This window comes from Pseudomonas sp. 91RF, from assembly GCF_003576265.1.
GTDB classification, from domain to species: Bacteria; Pseudomonadota; Gammaproteobacteria; order Pseudomonadales; family Pseudomonadaceae; genus Aquipseudomonas; species Aquipseudomonas kribbensis.
In genome coordinates, this window is record NZ_QWFC01000012.1 from 62024 (window position 1) to 80627 (window position 18604).

At 57.0% G+C, this 18604-nt stretch carries 19 protein-coding genes and 1 tRNA gene; 19 read left to right on the forward strand and 1 reads right to left on the reverse strand.

Going from position 1 to position 18604, the window contains the following annotated elements:
• Positions 1-17: 17 nt before the first annotated feature.
• The 14 genes from DXT77_RS02375 (at position 18) to DXT77_RS02445 (ending at position 12412) form a co-directional block, all read left to right on the forward strand.
• A complete protein-coding gene (locus DXT77_RS02375; protein WP_119426477.1) occupies positions 18-1472 on the forward strand; it encodes an amidase in 1455 nt (484 codons plus the stop codon).
• An 86-nt stretch (positions 1473-1558) separates the two neighbouring features.
• Positions 1559-1635, forward strand: a tRNA-Met gene (locus tag DXT77_RS02380).
• A 169-nt stretch (positions 1636-1804) separates the two neighbouring features.
• Positions 1805-3073, forward strand: a complete 1269-nt coding sequence (locus DXT77_RS02385; protein ID WP_119426478.1) for a tyrosine-type recombinase/integrase — start codon at positions 1805-1807, stop codon at positions 3071-3073.
• Positions 3070-3945, forward strand: coding sequence for a hypothetical protein (locus tag DXT77_RS02390; RefSeq protein ID WP_119426479.1), 876 nt, complete (start codon positions 3070-3072; stop codon positions 3943-3945). The genes DXT77_RS02385 and DXT77_RS02390 overlap by 4 nt, the downstream gene beginning before the upstream one ends.
• A 133-nt stretch (positions 3946-4078) precedes the next feature.
• Complete coding sequence (locus DXT77_RS02395) at positions 4079-4336, forward strand: AlpA family transcriptional regulator (protein ID WP_119426480.1); 258 nt, start codon at positions 4079-4081, stop codon at positions 4334-4336.
• The gene (locus tag DXT77_RS02400) at positions 4337-4639 is read left to right on the forward strand and encodes a helix-turn-helix domain-containing protein (protein WP_119426481.1); all 303 of its coding nucleotides are present in this window, start codon (positions 4337-4339) and stop codon (positions 4637-4639) included. It abuts the gene before it with no gap.
• 317 nt (positions 4640-4956) lie between these two features.
• On the forward strand, positions 4957-5118 hold the full coding sequence (locus DXT77_RS29865; RefSeq protein ID WP_178083435.1) for a hypothetical protein: 162 nt from the start codon (positions 4957-4959) through the stop codon (positions 5116-5118).
• A complete protein-coding gene (locus tag DXT77_RS02405; protein ID WP_119426482.1) occupies positions 5115-5411 on the forward strand; it encodes a DUF3077 domain-containing protein in 297 nt (98 codons plus the stop codon). Before DXT77_RS29865 ends, DXT77_RS02405 begins: the two co-directional genes overlap by 4 nt.
• Positions 5408-5623, forward strand: coding sequence for a hypothetical protein (locus tag DXT77_RS02410; protein ID WP_119426483.1), 216 nt, complete (start codon positions 5408-5410; stop codon positions 5621-5623). Before DXT77_RS02405 ends, DXT77_RS02410 begins: the two co-directional genes overlap by 4 nt.
• Positions 5620-6144 (forward strand): hypothetical protein, encoded by a 525-nt coding sequence (locus DXT77_RS02415; protein ID WP_119426484.1) that lies wholly within the window; start codon positions 5620-5622, stop codon positions 6142-6144. The genes DXT77_RS02410 and DXT77_RS02415 overlap by 4 nt, the downstream gene beginning before the upstream one ends.
• A gap of 20 nt (positions 6145-6164) precedes the next feature.
• Positions 6165-6440, forward strand: a complete 276-nt coding sequence (locus DXT77_RS02420; protein ID WP_119426485.1) for a hypothetical protein — start codon at positions 6165-6167, stop codon at positions 6438-6440.
• On the forward strand, positions 6433-7314 hold the full coding sequence (locus DXT77_RS02425) for a toprim domain-containing protein (RefSeq protein ID WP_119426486.1): 882 nt from the start codon (positions 6433-6435) through the stop codon (positions 7312-7314). Before DXT77_RS02420 ends, DXT77_RS02425 begins: the two co-directional genes overlap by 8 nt.
• Positions 7301-9103, forward strand: coding sequence for a DUF927 domain-containing protein (locus DXT77_RS02430; RefSeq protein WP_119426487.1), 1803 nt, complete (start codon positions 7301-7303; stop codon positions 9101-9103). Before DXT77_RS02425 ends, DXT77_RS02430 begins: the two co-directional genes overlap by 14 nt.
• A gap of 1407 nt (positions 9104-10510) precedes the next feature.
• Positions 10511-12412, forward strand: a complete 1902-nt coding sequence (locus DXT77_RS02445; protein WP_119426490.1) for a hypothetical protein — start codon at positions 10511-10513, stop codon at positions 12410-12412.
• A gap of 324 nt (positions 12413-12736) precedes the next feature.
• Here the strand turns inward: DXT77_RS02445 and DXT77_RS29680 are convergent, their stop codons facing one another.
• Positions 12737-13192: a hypothetical protein gene (locus DXT77_RS29680; protein ID WP_147406978.1), complete on the reverse strand. Its 456-nt coding sequence runs from the start codon at positions 13190-13192 to the stop codon at positions 12737-12739.
• Between the two features lie 742 nt (positions 13193-13934).
• Here DXT77_RS29680 and DXT77_RS02450 point away from each other — a divergent pair.
• The 5 genes from DXT77_RS02450 (at position 13935) to DXT77_RS02480 (ending at position 18597) form a co-directional block, all read left to right on the forward strand.
• The gene (locus DXT77_RS02450) at positions 13935-14174 is read left to right on the forward strand and encodes a hypothetical protein (protein ID WP_119426491.1); all 240 of its coding nucleotides are present in this window, start codon (positions 13935-13937) and stop codon (positions 14172-14174) included.
• Between the two features lie 281 nt (positions 14175-14455).
• Positions 14456-15352, forward strand: a complete 897-nt coding sequence (locus DXT77_RS02455) for a hypothetical protein (RefSeq protein WP_119426492.1) — start codon at positions 14456-14458, stop codon at positions 15350-15352.
• A gap of 465 nt (positions 15353-15817) precedes the next feature.
• Positions 15818-16036, forward strand: coding sequence for a hypothetical protein (locus DXT77_RS02460; RefSeq protein WP_119426493.1), 219 nt, complete (start codon positions 15818-15820; stop codon positions 16034-16036).
• A gap of 295 nt (positions 16037-16331) precedes the next feature.
• Positions 16332-16637, forward strand: coding sequence for a helix-turn-helix domain-containing protein (locus DXT77_RS30315; RefSeq protein WP_158593087.1), 306 nt, complete (start codon positions 16332-16334; stop codon positions 16635-16637).
• Between the two features lie 712 nt (positions 16638-17349).
• On the forward strand, positions 17350-18597 hold the full coding sequence (locus DXT77_RS02480) for an S-type pyocin domain-containing protein (RefSeq protein WP_119426515.1): 1248 nt from the start codon (positions 17350-17352) through the stop codon (positions 18595-18597).
• Positions 18598-18604 lie beyond the last annotated feature (7 nt).

Genomic DNA, 18604 nt, shown 5'->3' on the forward strand with positions numbered 1-18604 from the left:
TGAAGGGCGCCGTCGTCATGAACTCCAATAACATCAGCGAACTGGTCCTGTTGCCGGCCATCGAGCTCGCCGAACGCATTCGCCTGCGTCAGGTTTCCTGCCGCGAAGTGATGCAGACCTATCTTGCCCACATCGACCGGTTCAACCCGTCAGTCAATGCACTGATCAGCCTGCAGGCGCCGGAAGATCTGCTGGCCCAGGCCGACACACGGGACGCAGAACTGAGCCGGGGTCAATACCGGGGCTGGATGCACGGCCTGCCCCACGCCATCAAGGATCTGTCGCTGACCTGCGGCATCCGCACCACGTTGGGCTCACCGCTGTTCAAAAACTACATACCTGAGCGTGACGGCATCATGGTCGAGCGGATCAAGGCTGCCGGCGCGATCATCATCGGCAAGACCAACACCCCGGAATTCGGCCTCGGTTCGCAGAGCTACAACCCGTTGTTCGGGGCCACCGGCTGCGCCTATGACCCGAGCAAAACCGCAGGCGGCAGCAGTGGCGGCGCGGCGGCGGCACTGGCGATGCATCTGGTGCCGGTGGCCGATGGCAGCGACATGATGGGCTCGCTGCGCAACCCGGCAGCGTTCAACAACATCTTCGGCTTCCGCCCGTCTCAGGGGCGAGTGCCATTCGACGACAGTGCCGATCTGTTCTTCGATCAACTCGGCTATGAAGGGCCCATGGCGCGCAGTGTGCGCGATGCCGCGATGCTGCTGTCGGTGCAGGCCGGCGGCGATGCCCGGGCACCGTTGTCGATCCGTGAATCCGGAGAGGTCTTTACTGCACCGCTGGAGCGCGACTTCACCGGCACCCGGATCGGCTGGCTCGGCGACTTCAACGGGTATTTACCCATGGAGAACGGCATCCTCGCGTTGTGCGAAAAGACGTTTGCCGACTTTGAAAGCCTGGGTTGCCATATCGAGCCGGTGCGTCCGGAATTTGCCCCTGAGAAACTGTGGAGCAGCTGGCGCACCTTGCGCCACTGGATGGTCGCCGGCTCCCTGGGCGCGGCTTACGCCGATCCGCAGAAACGGGCGCTGCTGAAACCGGAAGCCTGTTGGGAAGTGGAAAACGGTCTGAAGCTCTCGGCCAGCGAAGTGTTTGCCGCCTCGGTGGTACGCAGCGACTGGTATCGGGCGATCTCACGCTTGTTCGAACAGTACGACTATCTGTTGCTGCCCAGCGCGCAGGTCTTCCCGTTCGACAAATCGCAGCCGTGGCCGACCACGATCGAGGGCGTGAGCATGGACACTTATCATCGCTGGATGGAGGTGGTGATTCCCGGCACGTTATCCGGTTGCCCGGTGGCGAACGTCCAGGCCGGCTTCAATGCCCGGGGGTTGCCGATGGGGCTGCAGATCCTCGGCCGGCATCAGGCAGACTTCGCCGTTCTGCAACTGGCGCACGCGTATGAGCAGGCCAGTCGCTGGTTCCAGCGCTGCCCTTCGCCACTGTTGAACGCCTGATTTTGATAAACGGTTGAAAGCGTAGAAAAAATTTTGAAATTTACGCTTGACGCTTTTCCATTTCAGGGGAATAATGCGCGCCACTTGGCTACATAGCTCAGTTGGTTAGAGCATAGCATTCATAATGCTGGGGTCCGGGGTTCAAGTCCCTGTGTAGCCACCAAGTACCGATTTACAGATGTCTCAGGATGTCTATAAATCAAAACAAGAAGCCCGCCTCGTGCGGGCTTTCTTGTTTCTAGCTATCCCTCCTTGTATCCCCCTATACCTTCCCTCCGTGTATCCCGCTGTGTATCCTCGACAAATAATTGAACCGAAGGGATACAGGTCAGATGAAGCGTTCAGAGATCAAGCGCCGCCCCCTCTCCGACACCGCGCTGGCCGGGCTAGAGCCTGATGCCAAGGAATATCGCGAGCTCGATGGGAACAGCCTTTATTTCCGCGTGAAAACTGACGGTCAGAAGTCCTGGCAGCTTCGATACAAGAAGCCCGATGGGAAATGGTCGTGGCTTGGGCTGGGCGGTTACCCAGAGGTGAGTGGATCGGTAGCCAGGCAGAAAGCTGCCGAACTCCGCGCCGACGCCGCCGATGGGAAAAACCCGATCATCACCAAACAAGCACGCAAAAAAGCGGAGCGAGATATCGCAGGCGAAACATTCGAGCCGTTGGCCCGTGAGTGGTATGCCTCACGCATTACCAACTGGGATGCGGGCACCGCGAAGCGAATTATCGGCTCACTGGAGCGTCACGTCTTCCCTGCGTTCGGTAAACGTCCCTATGCCGATATCACTCCGCTTGAGTGGATGGAATTTCTCCGCGGCATGGAGCAGCAGGGAATCCTTGAGCAAATGAGCCGTGTACGGTCGTACTGCCGCGATGCCTACGACCTGGCCAGAGTAACCGGCCGGGCAACTCATAACCCGCTTGAAGGTCTGCAAAAATATCTCAAGTCCGGCAAGGCCGAGAACTACGCCCACGTTTCTCCTGATGAACTGCCTGGCCTGATCCGCGCCATAGCCGCTTACCCTCATGCCCATGACGTGCGCCTAGGCCTGCGCCTTCTGAGTCTCTTCGCCGTGCGCCCCAGCGAGCTACGCGAGGCGCGGTGGTCTGAGTTCGACTTTGCCAAGAAAATTTGGACTATTCCCGTCGAGCGCAAAGGTCGCAAGAAAGGCCTTGAGCATCTGGTCCCGCTTTCGTCTCAGGCGATCGAGGCGCTGGAGGAGTTGCGCAAATACACCGGCAACTATCCCCTTCTCTTCCCAGGTCGCAGCGATCACACCAAACCGCGGAGCGACACGGTGTTCCTCATGGCATTGCGTCGGATGGGATACGAAGGTCGGCAAACTGGCCATGGGTTCCGGCATATTGCATCGACGGTGCTCAACGAAAATGGTTTCGACGAGAACCATATCGAGGCCCAGCTTTCGCACAAGAAGCCCGGCGTCGCAGGCGTTTACAACAAGGCGCAGTACTTGCCGCAGCGCACGACGATGATGCAATGGTATGCAAACTACTTGGACGGTCTGGCCGGCGGCGTCGTCGTGCAAGGAGATTTCGGACGGCAATCGAAAAAGGCGCAACAGGAGGAAGCCCTGTGAGCAAGGTGAAGGAGTTCGACGTTTTCAGCGATAAGGTGCCGTATATGGTGCACGATCGACTTGAGGAGTTTCATGGCAGAGCGAAGTACCTCCTTCGGGGCCGTACGGTAGCCCAAATGAAAGAGGCCGGTCACACCATCACGTGGATGACTGAGGAGTATTTCCGCTGGGAAAAAAGCAGCTGGATTCAGCAACAAGTCGAAAATGGCGGCCATATTCTGGGCTACCTCGATTATGAAGATCGCACAGAGGCTGGCCTTCGGCTCTTCATCGAACACTACTCTTATCGCATGAGCCCATCCGAGCTCTATTATCCAAACGAGGAGAACACTAGCCCGCTTGCGGCTTTGGAAGCAGTGCTGGAACAATTTGATCTCGACGATGAATCACTGCCCGGTGCGAAGCCTTTCGAATATCTAGCAGTGCTCGCCCTTCAAGAAATCGGATATGCCGTTCGATCCTATAAAGATGACCTAGACCTGCCGGAAATCCTTCGAGAAGACGTGCCGATGATTCGGATGTCTGGGATTTCAAAAGCAATGCCAGACATCGTCGAGATTGTTTGCCGCGCGGAAGCGTTACGGGATATGGAACGCCGCGAGGCAGACCTAATCCGCAAGTTCGATAACAGTCTTCCTGCCAGGGCAGATGAGCTCGCGAAGACTAAGGTATCTCTAGCGGCGAAAAAAGCAGCCAGCATTCGACATAGAAGCATGAATGAAAAGAAGGAAGCTGCGTTATCGGACTGGGAAGCCAATAAAACCAGCTACCACAGCAGGGCCGACTACGTGCGCATCAATGCGAAACGGCTAGGGATCGAAAAAGAAAGAACGCTCTATACGTGGATCGCCGAGTTCGAAAAAGCCAAATGAACAGGAACTGTTTGCGCGCAGACTGATACGGAATACGCGCAAACTGTACAGTGTGCACGCTGCCCGGACTTCTCCCCCTATTCATGCGCTTTTACTTTGTATTCCGTCTAAACCAATAGCGGAACACAAGGCCATGCAACCATCTCCAGCTACTGATCACTCGCCCCACACGTTCGACCCATCGATCACCCTAATCCGCATGCCGGACCTTGAAGCAATCACCGGGCTCGCACGTCCTACCGTGTACAAGCGCCTCAAAGACGATCCGACTTTCCCGCGCCCTGTGCCTCTGAGCGACAGTAAGTCGCGCGGCTCGCCTGTTGGCTTTGTTTTGGCTGAGGTACAGGCCTGGGTTCGCCAGCGCATCGCACTGCGTGGGGAGGCAGCGTAAATGACACACAAAAAAATGGCCGACCAACAGGCCAGCCACGAAAATACTCACGTAGAGAATACCAGCGGAACCGCTCAACGTGCTCGCCTTTTGGAGCGCCTGAGAGCCGGTCCGATTGATACGTTTACCGCTATTCGCGAGCTGAACATCGTTCGCCCTGGTGCTCGCATCAACGAACTGCGCGCGCTCGGGCACAAGATCCTCACCCATCGTCTCGACTTGACCGACGACCAAGGCCGCAAGCATCCCCGCATAGCTCTTTACTACCTGAGCACCAATCCGCCTGCCGGGGTGCCCGTATGATGGCTATGCTCATGCCAAGCGATATTCGGTCGCAAACTTCGCTTGCTCGGATGGGGCGTCAGCGCTATGGTTCAAGGGTCGCGGTAAATCCCGTGACCGACCTTGGCCGGTCGAGTATCGTTAGGCGCACAAGCGCCCACCATCCGATTGCTGGCGCTTTTTTTGCGTCCGCACAATCGTGTTATGGCGGCTGTGCGTGGGACACCTTCGGGTGTGCCGGGTTCCTAACGTCCCGGTCGGCCAACCCGCGTACAGCTGCCACCCATCTTCGCTTGGCCGCGAAAAGTGGCAGCTCCTCAACGTTAGGAGCTACCCCCATGAACCACACCATCACTCCGTCCGCAATTCGCGCCCTTGTTCATCGCCACATGGCCCTGAGCGCTCTCCGCGCAAACCTATCCCTCTTCTCTCGTCTCGCCCGCTACAACACCAAGATCACCATCGCCCGCAGCCTGGAAGCCGCTGGAGGTGTGCAATGAACACTCATACCGAGCTGGAGGTTACCCCGCTGCTCACAAACGCCTCGGAATTTCACACTGTGGGCACGCGATCATTCTTTGCCGTCTCAGCCGGCGTTCCTGTCGTCGATGCGCTACACGAAGCGAGCTGCTTCCTCGCGGCAGGCGATGCAATGCTGACGAAAGCCATTGATAACGGCCTTGGCGTCGACGAGGTATTTGGTATCAGGCTTTTGATGGCCGCAGCCAAGGCGCTGGTTGATTCGTCCACCGCGCCTATCCAGTTTGGCAATCGCCAAGGCGGTGCCAAATGAACACTCCGGCTCTATCGACCGAAATCAGCGTTGAAGACATACGGGACGTTCAGGAAATTTTGAAGCTGCTCGCGCTTTCCCTCGCCCTGATCGCCTCACCTTCGATCAACATACTCGTGGCACGAGTTACTGCAGTTTTCGCTCAGCACACTGCTATGGCCTGGGCGGAACTTCTCGACGACTTGATCGCTGTGCAAGGGGGTGCCCAATGAGCAGCCTACTTTCAACTGCACTCAATGCCGAACGGGAACATGCGGCTCAGTGGTGGAGTGTCCTCAATCAGTTGCGCATTTCCAACGAGTTGCCGGAGTGGGTTCGAGCAAAAGGATTTGGTAGCGATGCCGACTATGAGCGGGCATTGATCGCGAGAAGCATCGTCAATCGGACGCTATATGGCGTCGATGAGATCCAACCGTCAGATGATCTTGATCCATGCACCTATGAGCGTCAGCGGCTCATTGATCTGATGGAGCTGGAGCGCACCTGCTATCTGACGTGGTGGACCATGCTCAGCGAAATGCGAGCGCGTAGACAGCTACCGGAATGGGTTTTGATTAATCGCATAGGCAACGGCCCGGATCATGAACGGTGGTGTGACAAAGAGGCTCAGGTCAACCAGATGCTGTTCGGGCAACCAAGCGTCCGCCACTTGGCGACGCAGCTCCGTTTACCTGACAGACCGCGACTCGATTCTCGCCAGCGCACAGCATCGCTGACTCCCTTGAATTGCTGATTCGATAAAGGTTTAAGCACATGAAAATTCAAAATGGCGCGCCAGCGCCAACGGGATCGGCTTGCCCGGGAAAAGCCACAGAGCTTTTCTACGTGACCCATCCTAAAGCACTAAAGGCGTTGCTTGGCCCGTTCCTGACGGAGTCTGACGCCGAGTGCGGGCGCGTGGTTATGCGTAGCGTCGACGCTCAGGTGACAGCCTGTCTCGTTGAATCCATCGACGACATCACGCACTGGCACGCCGTGAACAATGGACGGGTTTGCCGGGCCTTCGCAGGGAGCGCCAGTCATGGATGACGCAGCGATCCTGTTCCGTGATGCGCTCCAGGCGACTTATGGCCCGCTTGATTGGCTCCCTGTGCCAGATGGCAGCATTCACCGGTTCCGCGTCCCAGACGACAAGCCCGGCACTCTCAATGGTTGGTATGTCCTGTACCTGGATGGTATCGCCTCTGGTGCTTTTGGCAGTTGGAAGTCTGGAGCTGCCAACACTTGGTGTAGCCGCGAACCGGTAGACGCTCACGAGGCCGCGCAGATCCGCGAGCGAATTGATCAGGCTCGGCGCCAGCGTGAGGCCGAACAACAACGTCGCCAGCAGAAAGCCGCCGAGAAGGCGAATCATTGGTGGCGAAATGCTCGACGCGCAGCACCTGATCACCCATACCTCACCGCCAAAGGAGTTCGCTCCCACGGTCTGCGCCAGCGCGGCGCTGATCTGCTCGTACCGCTCTACCTCGATGGCCAACTAGTCAATCTGCAGCGAATCGCCCCAGACGGCGCCAAGCGCTTCTTGCCCGGTGGGCGAGTGAAAGGCACGTACTCGCCCCTAGGCATCATCGAGCCCGGCTCCGTGCTCTGCATATGCGAAGGATGGGCGACAGGCGCCAGCCTTCACCAACACGGGGGCTATGCCGTTGCCGCTGCCATGAACGCGGGAAACCTGCTCCCGGCGGCGATGGGGCTTCGTTCGCGCTACCCGGACCAGCCATTTGTTATTGCCGGCGACGACGACCGACTCACTGATGGAAACCCGGGACGCACTGCAGCGAACGCAGCGGCGGCGGCAGTGGGCGCTCAAGTGGCGTTCCCCGAATGGCCAGAAGGTGCGCCGGCTGACCTCACTGATTTCAACGATCTCGCAAACTGGAAGCTCGCCAATGGCCAAGCCTGATACCAACGTGATTAACCTTCGGCCAGAGGCCGCAACTATCTCACCTGCTCGACCTTGTTGGGCGGTATACGAGCACTGGGTGATCAACGAGAACGGCCGCAAGCTTCGCCCGGGCGTTTACTGGCACAGCTTCAAGCGCACCGCTGCGGACCAGGACGATGCCGAGAACGACGCCGCCGACAGGCCGATCAGCGATGAGTGGATCTCAAGCCCGGTCATGGTCGTGGCGCGCACCACCAACAGTGACGACGGTAGCGAGGGGCGGCTCCTCCGACTAGTGACCGAGGGCGGGATCAAGGAGTGGATCATTGCCATGGAGGTTTTCGGCGGCAGCGGCGAGGATGCCCGGCGCGCCCTGTTCGGTATGGGCGTCATCATCGCCCTTAAAAAGCGCAGCACGTTCATGGAGTATCTGCTCGACCAGCACCCCGCCGAAGTGTTCGCCACCACCAGCCGGCCGGGCTGGCACGAGTCTGGTGCATTCGTACTGCCCGGGCAGACGATCGGCGCCGCCAACGTGCGATATCAGGCCAGCAACAAAGCCCAGGTGCTTTTCAGCCAACGCGGCGAGCTGGCGCAGTGGCAATCGCAGGTAGCAGCCAAGTGCGCAGGTAATCCGGTACTGACTCTGGCAATCGGCTGCTCTCTGGCCGGCCCGCTGCTGAGTTTGGTCGGCGTGCTGGGTGGTGGGGTTCACCTCGTAGGTGACAGCTCGAGCGGCAAATCTCTGGCCCAACTGGTCGGATCGTCGGTGTGGGGTGACCCGGGCGTGTTCGCCGCCAGTTGGGACATGACCAAGGGCGGCCTTGAGATCGAGGCGTCTAGCCGTAACGACACCATCCTGCCGCTGGACGAGATCAAGCGTGCTGACCCTAAACGGGTGCAGGAAATGGCGTGCTCACTCGCCAATGGCAAGGGCAAGGGCACCATGACCCGGGAGCGAGAAGCCAGAGGCAAACTGAGCTGGCGTCTGCTGACACTCTCCAGCGGCGAGCGATCGCTCTCTGAGCACGCTGCCATATCCGGAAATGCCGCCCACGCCGGCGCCGAGTTGCGCATGGTCGACGTGAACGCCGGCACTCGCACGCATCGTGCTTTTGATGAGTTGCATGGCCTCGAGGGGGCGGACTTCCACCGGCAACTGACCGTCGCGGTAGGCGCCCACCATGGACATCTTGGTCCGGCCTTCGTCGAGCGTCTGGTCGCAGCTGACGACAAGTCCGGCTTGCTCAGTGACTTCGATGGTATCCGCGCCCAGTTCGTCGAGGACAACGCCCAGGCCGGGCGTGTCGCCGATCGGTTCGCCGTGATTGCACTTGCGGGAGAGATGGCCACCGCTTTCGGCTTGCTGCCTTGGGAACAAGGAACCGCCCTCGCCGACTGCCGTTTGCTCTATGGCGAATGGCTTGCTCGTGTCGGCGGCGGTAACGCAGAAGACCGCCAGATCCTGGCAGGCATCATCGACTTCATCGACAAGCACGGCAGCAGCCGGTTCTCCGATGTCGACGCCACGGAAGTCGACGCCAAGGTGTTCAACCGCGCCGGTTACTGGGAGCTGGTGGCCGGCAAACGACTCTACCTGTTCAACAAGTCCGCACTCACCGAGGCCGCTCACGGATTCGGCCTAACCCGCGTGATCAAGGCGCTAGAAGTTGGCGGCGCCCTAGCCAAGCGAGACAGTGATCGGGATAGCCGCAAGACCAAAAAGTATCGCATCCCCGCCGGCGGCTCGGCGCGCCTGTACGTCATCGACCCGGAAGCCCTGGACAGCGAAGGCGGTGCCGCATGACTTCCACCAATACTAGAGACGAATGCCCGTCTTCACAGGAACCTACAAACGTGGGGAACAGGGGGAACGGGGGAACAGCCCGTAAATACGCGGCCTGTAGCTGTTCCCCCTTATTTGGTGTTTGGGGAACATGGGGAACACAAACATGTTTTTGAATATAAGTCCCCCGCCATTTCTGAGCATCTGGTTATCACTGTTCCCCACAAAAAAACGTGGGGAACGGAATCCCCCTGTGGAAGCCCCGGAAACACTGGCTGTTCCCACTGTTCCCCCGTTCCCCCCGATTTTTTCTAGAGACACATATGGGCAATGGAGCAATCAGACCGAGGTGACGACATGAGCCTCCTCTCAGCCCTGCTTGATCACCTGCCTCCGGCCGCTACCAGTACAGACTCGCCAAAAGTGAATAGTCGACCAAGTCCGCGCCTGGTGGTGGCTACTCGGATCGATCGCCCTGCTCAACTCATCACCGGCTCACACGCAAACGCCGCCACCGCTACGCCTGAGTGGCGTCACGCCCGTGATCTATACCTGAACCACATCATGGTGTGTCGAGCTTGCTACGCGCCTACCGGGCGCCATTGCACAAAGGGCGCTCATCTGCGCTCCGACTACGAAAACACACCGATGGAAGCGCACGTCTAGGTGCGCGCGACAACGAGCAATGCCACCGGGGCAATCCGCCCTACTCAGCCAAAAACCGCCGCAAGCAGGCGCCTTTCAGGAAACACATATGACTATCCCATCCACGACCAATCACCTTTCGACTCCACTTGGCATCACTGACCCATTGCTACTGCGCGTGCTGCGTGAGCACGTCAACCAGATTAATCAGCTCGCAGAGGGTCGCATAACTGCCTTCTACTCTGCGCTCACCGCTGCGCCTACCAGCGGACCTTGGATGCAGGGAGACTCCGTGAAGAACTCGGCGCCGTCGGAGTTAGGCACTTCTGGCTCCAAATACGTGATCGAGGGCTGGACCTGCGTTGCATCTGGCACGCCAGGAACATGGGTGCCGCGCCGCTTTCTGACGGGCAACTGATAAGCCAAGAGAGGCGCTCGTAGATCAGACCCGAAAAGGAAGAGCAAGAGCTCGGAGCTGGCAAGTGCCCAGCCCCGAGCGCAACTCCCAGGATACAAACTAAAGCAGGACGAACGGCACAAAAAACCACTGTTCAAACATACAGATAAGGCCCAATCTGCTAATATTAGGTTATAACCTTGCATCGGAGAATGAGTTATGAGCACCAAGACCCGAGGCCACCAAACCAAGCCAACGCGCGCAGAGATTGCCGCCGCATATGAACGTCTGCGCAACGCAGCCAACTCGGGAAGCGTAGAAGCGAACGCGGCGCTGATCGCCCTTGCGGAAAGACGCCCTCTGCTACCTATGGGGGATTTAGTCGCATGAATGAAATCCGATCCAGTATTTCAACGGGGAGACTCGAGCATGGCATTGATCCGAACTCGATTCAGTGGGATGACGCGCCGCAGATCGACCCGGCCGGAATCGTCTGGGACGACCCGTTTGCGGACTTGAACCGTGAATTCAGTCAGGTTGCCCAAGCTGGCTCGCAGCGCGATCCGTTTGCTGAGCTGAACAAAGAGTTTATGACGCCATCGGTGCCTGCTCAGCCTCAACAGCAAACAGCGATGCATAGTCAGAGCTACTCGACTGAACCGGTGCAGGCACCACAAATTCCGATCAGCCCCACGGTGCAGCCAGCGCCGCACATGGCTGGCCGATTCGGCGGCACTATGCCGCTACTGCCTGAAAACGCCGGCAAGGAGCTGATGCAGGATTCTGGCAACCTCCTGGCAGGCGCCTTACGAGGCGCTGGGTCTATTGGCGCCACGATCGTAGCGCCATACGACATCGTGCAGGACCTGCGCGCTGGGAAGGGTCTATCGCTGGAGTCGAACCGTCAGCGCCGGGCGGATATGGATCTGGCATTCCAGGAGCTTGGTGCTCAACCAGATTCGATGGCATTCAAGGGCGGCAAGCTTGGGACTGAAATCGCTGGTACGGCTGGGGCCGGCGGAATGCTTGCCAAGGGCGCCGCGATGCTTCCAGGCGCCGCCAAGATCGCACCCTTGATAGAGTCGATCGGATCGGGTGGCTTTCGCGCTGGCGGCATGCAAGGCCTTGAAGGCCTCGCAACTCGCGCTGTCGGTGGCGCTATCATTGGTGGTGCTTCTGCCGGTCTTGTGAATCCAGAAGATGCTGGTATTGGTGCGATAGTTGGCGGCGTTATCCCAGGATCAACAGCAGTTGTTGGAGGGAGCACCCGAAGCCTTGGGAGGGCGCTACGCGGTGGAGAGGTTAAACCCGCTGTCAGCGCACTGGCACAAAAAGCTCAAGACCTTGGCATCAACATCCCCGGCGATCGCATCGTCAATAGCAAGCCTCTGAACGCCCTGGCCGCGTCTCTGGAATACATGCCGTTCAGTGGTAGGTCTGCCACGCTTTCAAACATGCAGGGCCAACTGAATCGCGCCGTAAGTAGAACGGTAGGGCAGGATTCGACCGATGTGAACATGGCTCTGCGAAATGCCAAGGATGATTTGGGATCGAAATTCGAAAGCGTCCTTCAGAGCAACAAGGTAAAGGTCGATCCGCAATTCACGCAGGAACTTGTCGATCAAGGTTTGCGTGCCTCCAGCGAGCTTGAAACCGGTCAGGCCAGCATCATCCAGAAGCAGATCGAAGAGATCCTGGGCAAGGCTCAGAACGGCGAGATCGACGGTCAAGCCGCGTACAACATCAAGAAAACTCTCGACAGGATCGGCCAGCGCAACAGCCCGGAAGCCTACTACGCCAGCGACCTTCGCAGGTCGTTGATGGGGGCCTTGAATCGCTCGCTAACCCCGGAAGACGCAGCGGCATTCGCCAAGGTTCGTCAACAGTACGGCACGATGCTCGATCTGGAGAAGATGGCGCAGAACGGCGCAGAGGGGAACATCTCAATCGCCCGACTGGCCAATATGAAAAACATCGGCAACCCTGAGCTTCAAGACCTCGCTGACATCAGCGCGCAGTTCCTGCGATCGCAGGAAAGTCCTCATGGTGCCATGCAGAGGATCATGCTCGGCGGTATTGGCGCCGCTGGTTCTGGGCTCGTATCACCATTGCTGTTTGGCGGAGCCATAGCTGCCGGCCGAGGGGCGAATTCAGCCCTGAACAGCAATGCATTGCGCGGCCTGCTGATGAAGGCGCCAAGCCAGGGTGGCGGCCTGCTGTCTCATGGCGCTGAAAAGGCGAACAAGGTCCTCCCCCTGTTGGCGCCTAAGTTGTTCAACGACCAGTAAGGCCGAGCCAGAAACCGTACACAGCTGCAGCGCAGACGATGACAACGCCCTTCCAGATCATGAAGTCGATCATCGTAAAATTCGAGAAGTCCACCGAGACCTCCAAGCCCGCAGACGCGGGCTTTTTACTGAGGATACTAAAACGTCACGGGCATCCAGGCGGTGCCTGGGTCGCCATGAGTCTAGTCGCCGCCGGGCGAAGAAGGTCAAGTAGATTGACCGTTAGTCGGCCTATATCGCGCGCGGTAACCACTAAAGGTAACCACCTCGCATGGTTACTCTTCGTCATCCAGTATCCAATCTGGTATCCACCAAACGGACGTCTTAGAAGCAGGTAAGCTCATAGTCTGCTGCACCCTTGGTTTCAGAGCTGCAGTTATTCTCTGGATCGTTGAGCGAGGGTGTTCTCACAATGTAAGTGATCCAATTGACGTCAATCCAAGAGCTGTACTGATCATAAAATGCTCCACCGCATGCTCTGGCAAAGACACGAACACGATTCCCATCTAGAAACCACCATGACCCTGCATCGCCGGCTGGGCCACTGTTTTTCTGGGCGACAGTACGACAATGGCTGAATCCTTCAGGAATTACCGCTTCGTTTTGTGGTTGTGCTTCCCCTTCGCACACGTGCCCCCAATCCGCATGGCATGAGATTTTTAGATTCCAATATTGCCAAACGATTTTTTGATCCCCAGATGGAATGACTTTGGTTATCGGCGTCGTTTGGCAACCCGCAACGAGCAGGCTCGCCAGTGATAATGCGAAAAGGTTTTTCATCGCACTCTCCATCTCAATAGCTCAAATTTTTAGCTTAGGTTACGGTTGCGGATGCGGATGCGGTTCAGAAGGATTCTTTTGGCAGCAGACTGGACAATAAGGTTGAGGCTTGTAGGCAACTAATCAGTACTGAAATCCGCGATCAAAGATTTGGTGTGGCGCGGATGACGTGAAAGGTGACCAAGCGCGGTGACCACCTCCGCTCTCAACGTCGGCACCGATACCCTTGGCTTAGTTGCCACTCAGGTTGCCAGGGTATTGCGAGTTTTTGGGGGCCATAAAAAGGGAACTGGTGCCCATTCCGGCGACGTGTAACAAGGCCGGCTGTTACAGCCCCTGTTACAGCAAAACACGCGGTTTCACGCAACGCGCTACTTACAGTCTTCGCGCCCTCCGAGCGGAGTGAAAAACCATAAAGTACGCAGGCTGGTACGCACCATAGGTACGCACCATAGGTACGCACTCTGGTGCGCTTGCCACTGAAGTTCGCGCTCGAGGTTCGTACCTCCAGTTCGCACCCGCCAATGCGCACCCTGATGACGGTTACCAGCGCAGTTACCACGAAGAGTTACCAAAACGGCCGGTTGCCAAAAGTCAGGTTTCCACTTTGGTTTCCACCCACAGCAAAGATCTCCAGACATCAAGATTCCAAACTCAGCGAACCAGACCAATCGCCGGCTGCACCGTCAATGCCAAACGCTCGGCTATGCTGAGTTTTCATTTCAAGATGGAGAGCGCAGCCATGGGCTGGAACGATCACGTCGACTGGGAACTGAACGACGCAATCAATGACCTGATTGACGAGGGCTTGCTGGAAGAAGGTACGCCGGCCTATGGAGTTGCTCAGCAAGTAATTCACAGTGGTATTGAATCACTGAGCAAGGATCAGCGCAGGGTTTGGGACAGGTACGTGTGGGAGCCCCTTGCACGGCGGCAGGAGAAACTCGAGATCCAACGGATTGTAGATTCCAATCCCAAATAGAGAGATTCCAATGCGTGGGGTGAAAAAACCGGACAGTTTTACCCTTTCAAGCTCCCACTGGCACCCTCTGACTAAGGCGGAGAGACCTTGCGGTGCTGGATTCGGGATTGCCCGGCCGACGGAAGGAAGTCCTTTATCAACAGTGCGATTGCCACCGAAACTCTCTGATGATCTACTGACGAGATTGCGGAACGCTTTAACGGCTAACGAGCGGTAGGCATATAAATGATTCAATTTCAGTAAAACTATCAAAAATATAAAAATAGCGCAGGGAGCCCGTAATGTCGGAAACGTACATCATTGAAACAAGCTATAGCTTCAAATATACGACGAAAGATCCGGTACCGATCCCAGATATAATAGACAGCTTGAAGTCTATGGAACGGCTAATTAAAAGAACGCCGATCTTCCTAGAAAAAAGATTTGATACATTAAAAATCACCGAAACAGAAGTATTTGTCGAAAGACTTGAAAGTGGCAGTTTGGATTTGGATTTCATTGTGAAATTCTTTTGCAAAACTGATGAACGTACTGAGAGAGCCAAAGCGTTAGCAAAAGAGTTGCTCGAGGAGAAAGGCGTGGTTCGAGAAATAGTAGCCTTAGGGGTAGGTAGCCTGCTTACCATTGGCGCATTCCAAATTCTGTCGCCAGGGACCTCTGCACCGCCGTCGCCAACAATCAACGCCTACCAGAGCGTCGTATTCCAAGCAGGCCGCGACCTTGGCTTTGACGAGGCCGCACTGAAAGAAGCGATTAAAAAAGTGCCTGACCAGAAGACTCTAGGCAAAGATGCGTTCAACGTTTTGAAACCTGCAACGCAGGATAAAAATGCGACTATTGAAGTACCGATTGCCAGCCTCAATATAAAACGAGACATAATTGACAAATTGCCAACAGATTACGAGGCGCCCCAGCCATCTGAACGTTCAACTAGCTACAAAAACGTAGAAATAATTATCGATGCTAGCGATCGACATAATCGTGATAAAGGCTGGGCAGGATCTGTCAGCGGCGTAATAGAAAGTCGGACAAAAATTCATCTTGATGAAAGCATAGACCCTGCTTTGATCCATGGTCGCACGAAGATTAAGGGCAACATCGAAATTATCGAACGATACGTTCCCTCTAAGAAAAAATATGAGACGAAGGAAGTAATATTAGAGGATTTAATCCAGTAAATGATAGGGCCTGAATGGATTATTAGTAACCGCCAACAGGGCATCCCTATATCCACCTCTTCCAGCAGGACCTGCTCTCAGGTCCGCGCAAAGATCCTGTGGCCTGCAGCTGCACCAATCTGACCGTTACTTTTACTCAGTGTTGAAATCTACACTCCGTGTAGATCCCTACACGCGACGACCGCGTCCTCGAAACAGAGTGGTGAGAATGCCACTGTGTGGCACTGTGACCACGCTTTAGCGCTGACGTGTATTCGGTCAACTTGGCACCTTCTCATACCTCCGGAGCCGGCTATACACACCCCCCTGGGCATCGCTTAAACAATGGCTATACACAACCCCCCAGGCATCGACCACTTCCAGCGACTCGAAACGCTCGTCGGCGAGTGAGTAGTGAGCAGTTGTTTCACGCCTCGATCAAATGAGCGCTGCTACGCTTTCATTTTCTCGAATGGAGTCGAAGCAATGCCCACCCCCGAATACTCTCTCCCAGATGTCTTAGAGCGGATGTATCGCAACCAGCTCGCCTTGGAGGCCGCGCTAATGGAGCTGACCCTGCTCGTCGAAAGCCAAGGGCATACCGATGTCGGCGACAATGTCCGAACCGCACTGGAGACAATCGGCGAGAACGCCGGGTACATCAATCAAGGTTTCGCCCGGTTGAAAGCACAAGGCCCGCAGTGACCGAGCCCGAGTCAGGAGCGCCTATGGACGATGAGTGCGAAGTGGTGTTCGTTGCAGGTCTGAGCAAGATGCTCGGTCGCACAGAGGCGTCGGTCAGAGAGGGAATGCGTCGGGGCGTGGACTGGCTGCCCAAGAGCTTCCGGATGGGCACCAGACACTGCTGGCTGAGGGCGGATGTTCGGGAACTCCTGCTCGCCTGCCGGAACGGCGAGAACAAGGCTCCGAAGGTTGGCAGGCCTCGGCAGCCGCCACCCACGTTAAGAGGCGTCAAAAGCCGTAGCGATGGAGAATCCCAGTGACTTTAATATCGATTTCCGAAGCCGCGGCTCTATTGGGCATCGGCCGCACAACAGCCTATCGCCTCGCCAGAGAAGGCCGCATTCCCTGCGTGCGAAGCTTCGGACCTTTGAGAATCCACGCGGAAAGGCTTCAAGCCATGATTGATGCGGAGGCTGAGGCCAGCATTGCACCTGAACCAGATCCGAAGCACGACACTGCAGCGTATCGTGCTGCAGTCAGATCTGGGATTGGCGGATCAACCCCAGCGCAGCTTTCACGAAAGCTTGACTCCCTACTCCAACCAGGGCCCAGAAAAAAGTAACTTCGCAAGGCTGCAAGAAATGCGCTATGTGACCATCAGGAAATTCTCAAGCGAGTCGGGTTACACCGAAGCAGCAATTCGGTCGAAAATCGCGAACGGTACTTGGAGGAATGATTACGTTTGGCGGAAGGCCCCTGATGGTCGAGTGCTGATCGACGTGGATGGCTACGAAGCCTGGGTAGAGATGGGCGCACCATCCAAGGCTGATCGCGCGAATAGGTACCGGCCGGCAACAAGCCCCGCGCCACTGATGAGCAAGGGGCAAAGACTCGGAAGTCCAAAGCCGCTTGTGTGATGCCATTCGTCGGAGCGACCCACCTCATCTAATGGTCACGTCGAGCGCCTTCCCTGGCGAAGAGAAAACGGCAAAAATCCACCTAGCAGCGAGCGCCATGTATCCCCATATGTATCCCTCGCACAAATTGAAATAAAAACACCAAATAAAAACAGACATTTAAGTAATCAGTTCAAATGTCTGTGTACCACCAAGTCCTAAAAACGGCTTACCGAAAGGTAGGCCGTTTTTTTATACCCCGAGAAAAGTGCCCTCCCCACTGGATCGGTCTGATTCTGTAGGAACCGGGTGCGAAAGGCGTACGAAGAGGATTTTTCGTTCGCTCAGGCACCTGCATCTGCGCCAGTCGATTTGATCGCCATCCCGCTCGACCGACACGCTCCCCTGTCTCGATTCCAGGACAGACAGGGAGTGCTCATGGACCTGAACAAATTCCTTTTCGACGATGAGTGGCGTCGAACACGCCCGAGCGAGAACGCGACATGGATCGGATGGATTCCGCCCCCGCCACCAGAACCCGTTTATATCCGGACAGACGAATGGCCGACCCCGAAGCCCCGCGACGATCTGGTATTTGCAAAATCCTGCACACCGGATAACTGGAGCCGAACGGAGGCCGGCACAGCCCCCGAACCCGTCTCAAGTTTCGGCAAAGTCATGGTCGCGGGCGCCATGCGCTTTCCCGATGCCAGTACCGCCGCAGCCAAGGCAATCGGCGCCGATCTGGCCCTGGGGCGCATGGCGGGCGGTGGAATCCTGCAGCAACGCCTCAACTGGGCAATACGAGGCGCCGGCGGCCCGGCCAGTGTGTTCATCCTCGGGATGCTGCCGACCCGAATGGGTGACGGCACGCTCTACACCGACGATCAGCTACGCACCTTGTCTCGCGCCACCACTCGCGTGCGCTTCCAGTTCCGACGCGATGCCGAAGGCGTCATGCAGGTCTACGGCATCCACACCGGCGCATCGGGCGACGACTCGGTGCGTACCGTAAAAGTCCGGTGGAACAGCGACAAGACCGCCATGGAGGCCAAACTCAACGGCATCACCATTCTGTGGACGCCGCAACGCGGGCCGCTGGGAGCAATGCCGCCGCTGGTTTATCCGGAGCACGGCGAACCACTGAGCACCATCCTCGTCCACCCGATCGCCGCGAACACCGACAGCCAGATAGAAATCCTGCCCGGCGAGGACATCACCGCCGAAGACTGCATTCTGGTGTTTCCCGCAGAGACCGGGCTGAAGTCGTTGTATGTGGTGTTTTCGAAACCGGCCAGGTTGATGCTGGGGATGGTGACGGGGGTTGGGGAGGATGTTTCCGGAGTATGGCTTGACCATGCCCGGGCGGGATCTGGCGCGCCAATCCCAACCAGCATTGCCGATTCACTAAGAGGCCGTGAATATTCCAGCTTTGATTCATTCAGGCGCGCCTTCTGGGCCGAAGCCTCAAAAGATACCAGGCTAGCCGGGCAGCTCAGCGAAGACAGCCTGGAGCGCATGCGCAACGGAAAGGCACCTCGCGCCCGATTAGCTGATGCTGTCGGCAAGAGAATCTCTCACGAAATTCATCATGTGGAACTGATATCTCAAGGCGGCGAGGTCTATAACGTTGACAACCTCAGAGTCCACCCCCCCAAAAATCACGTCGAAGTACACCAGGATTGAGGTAACT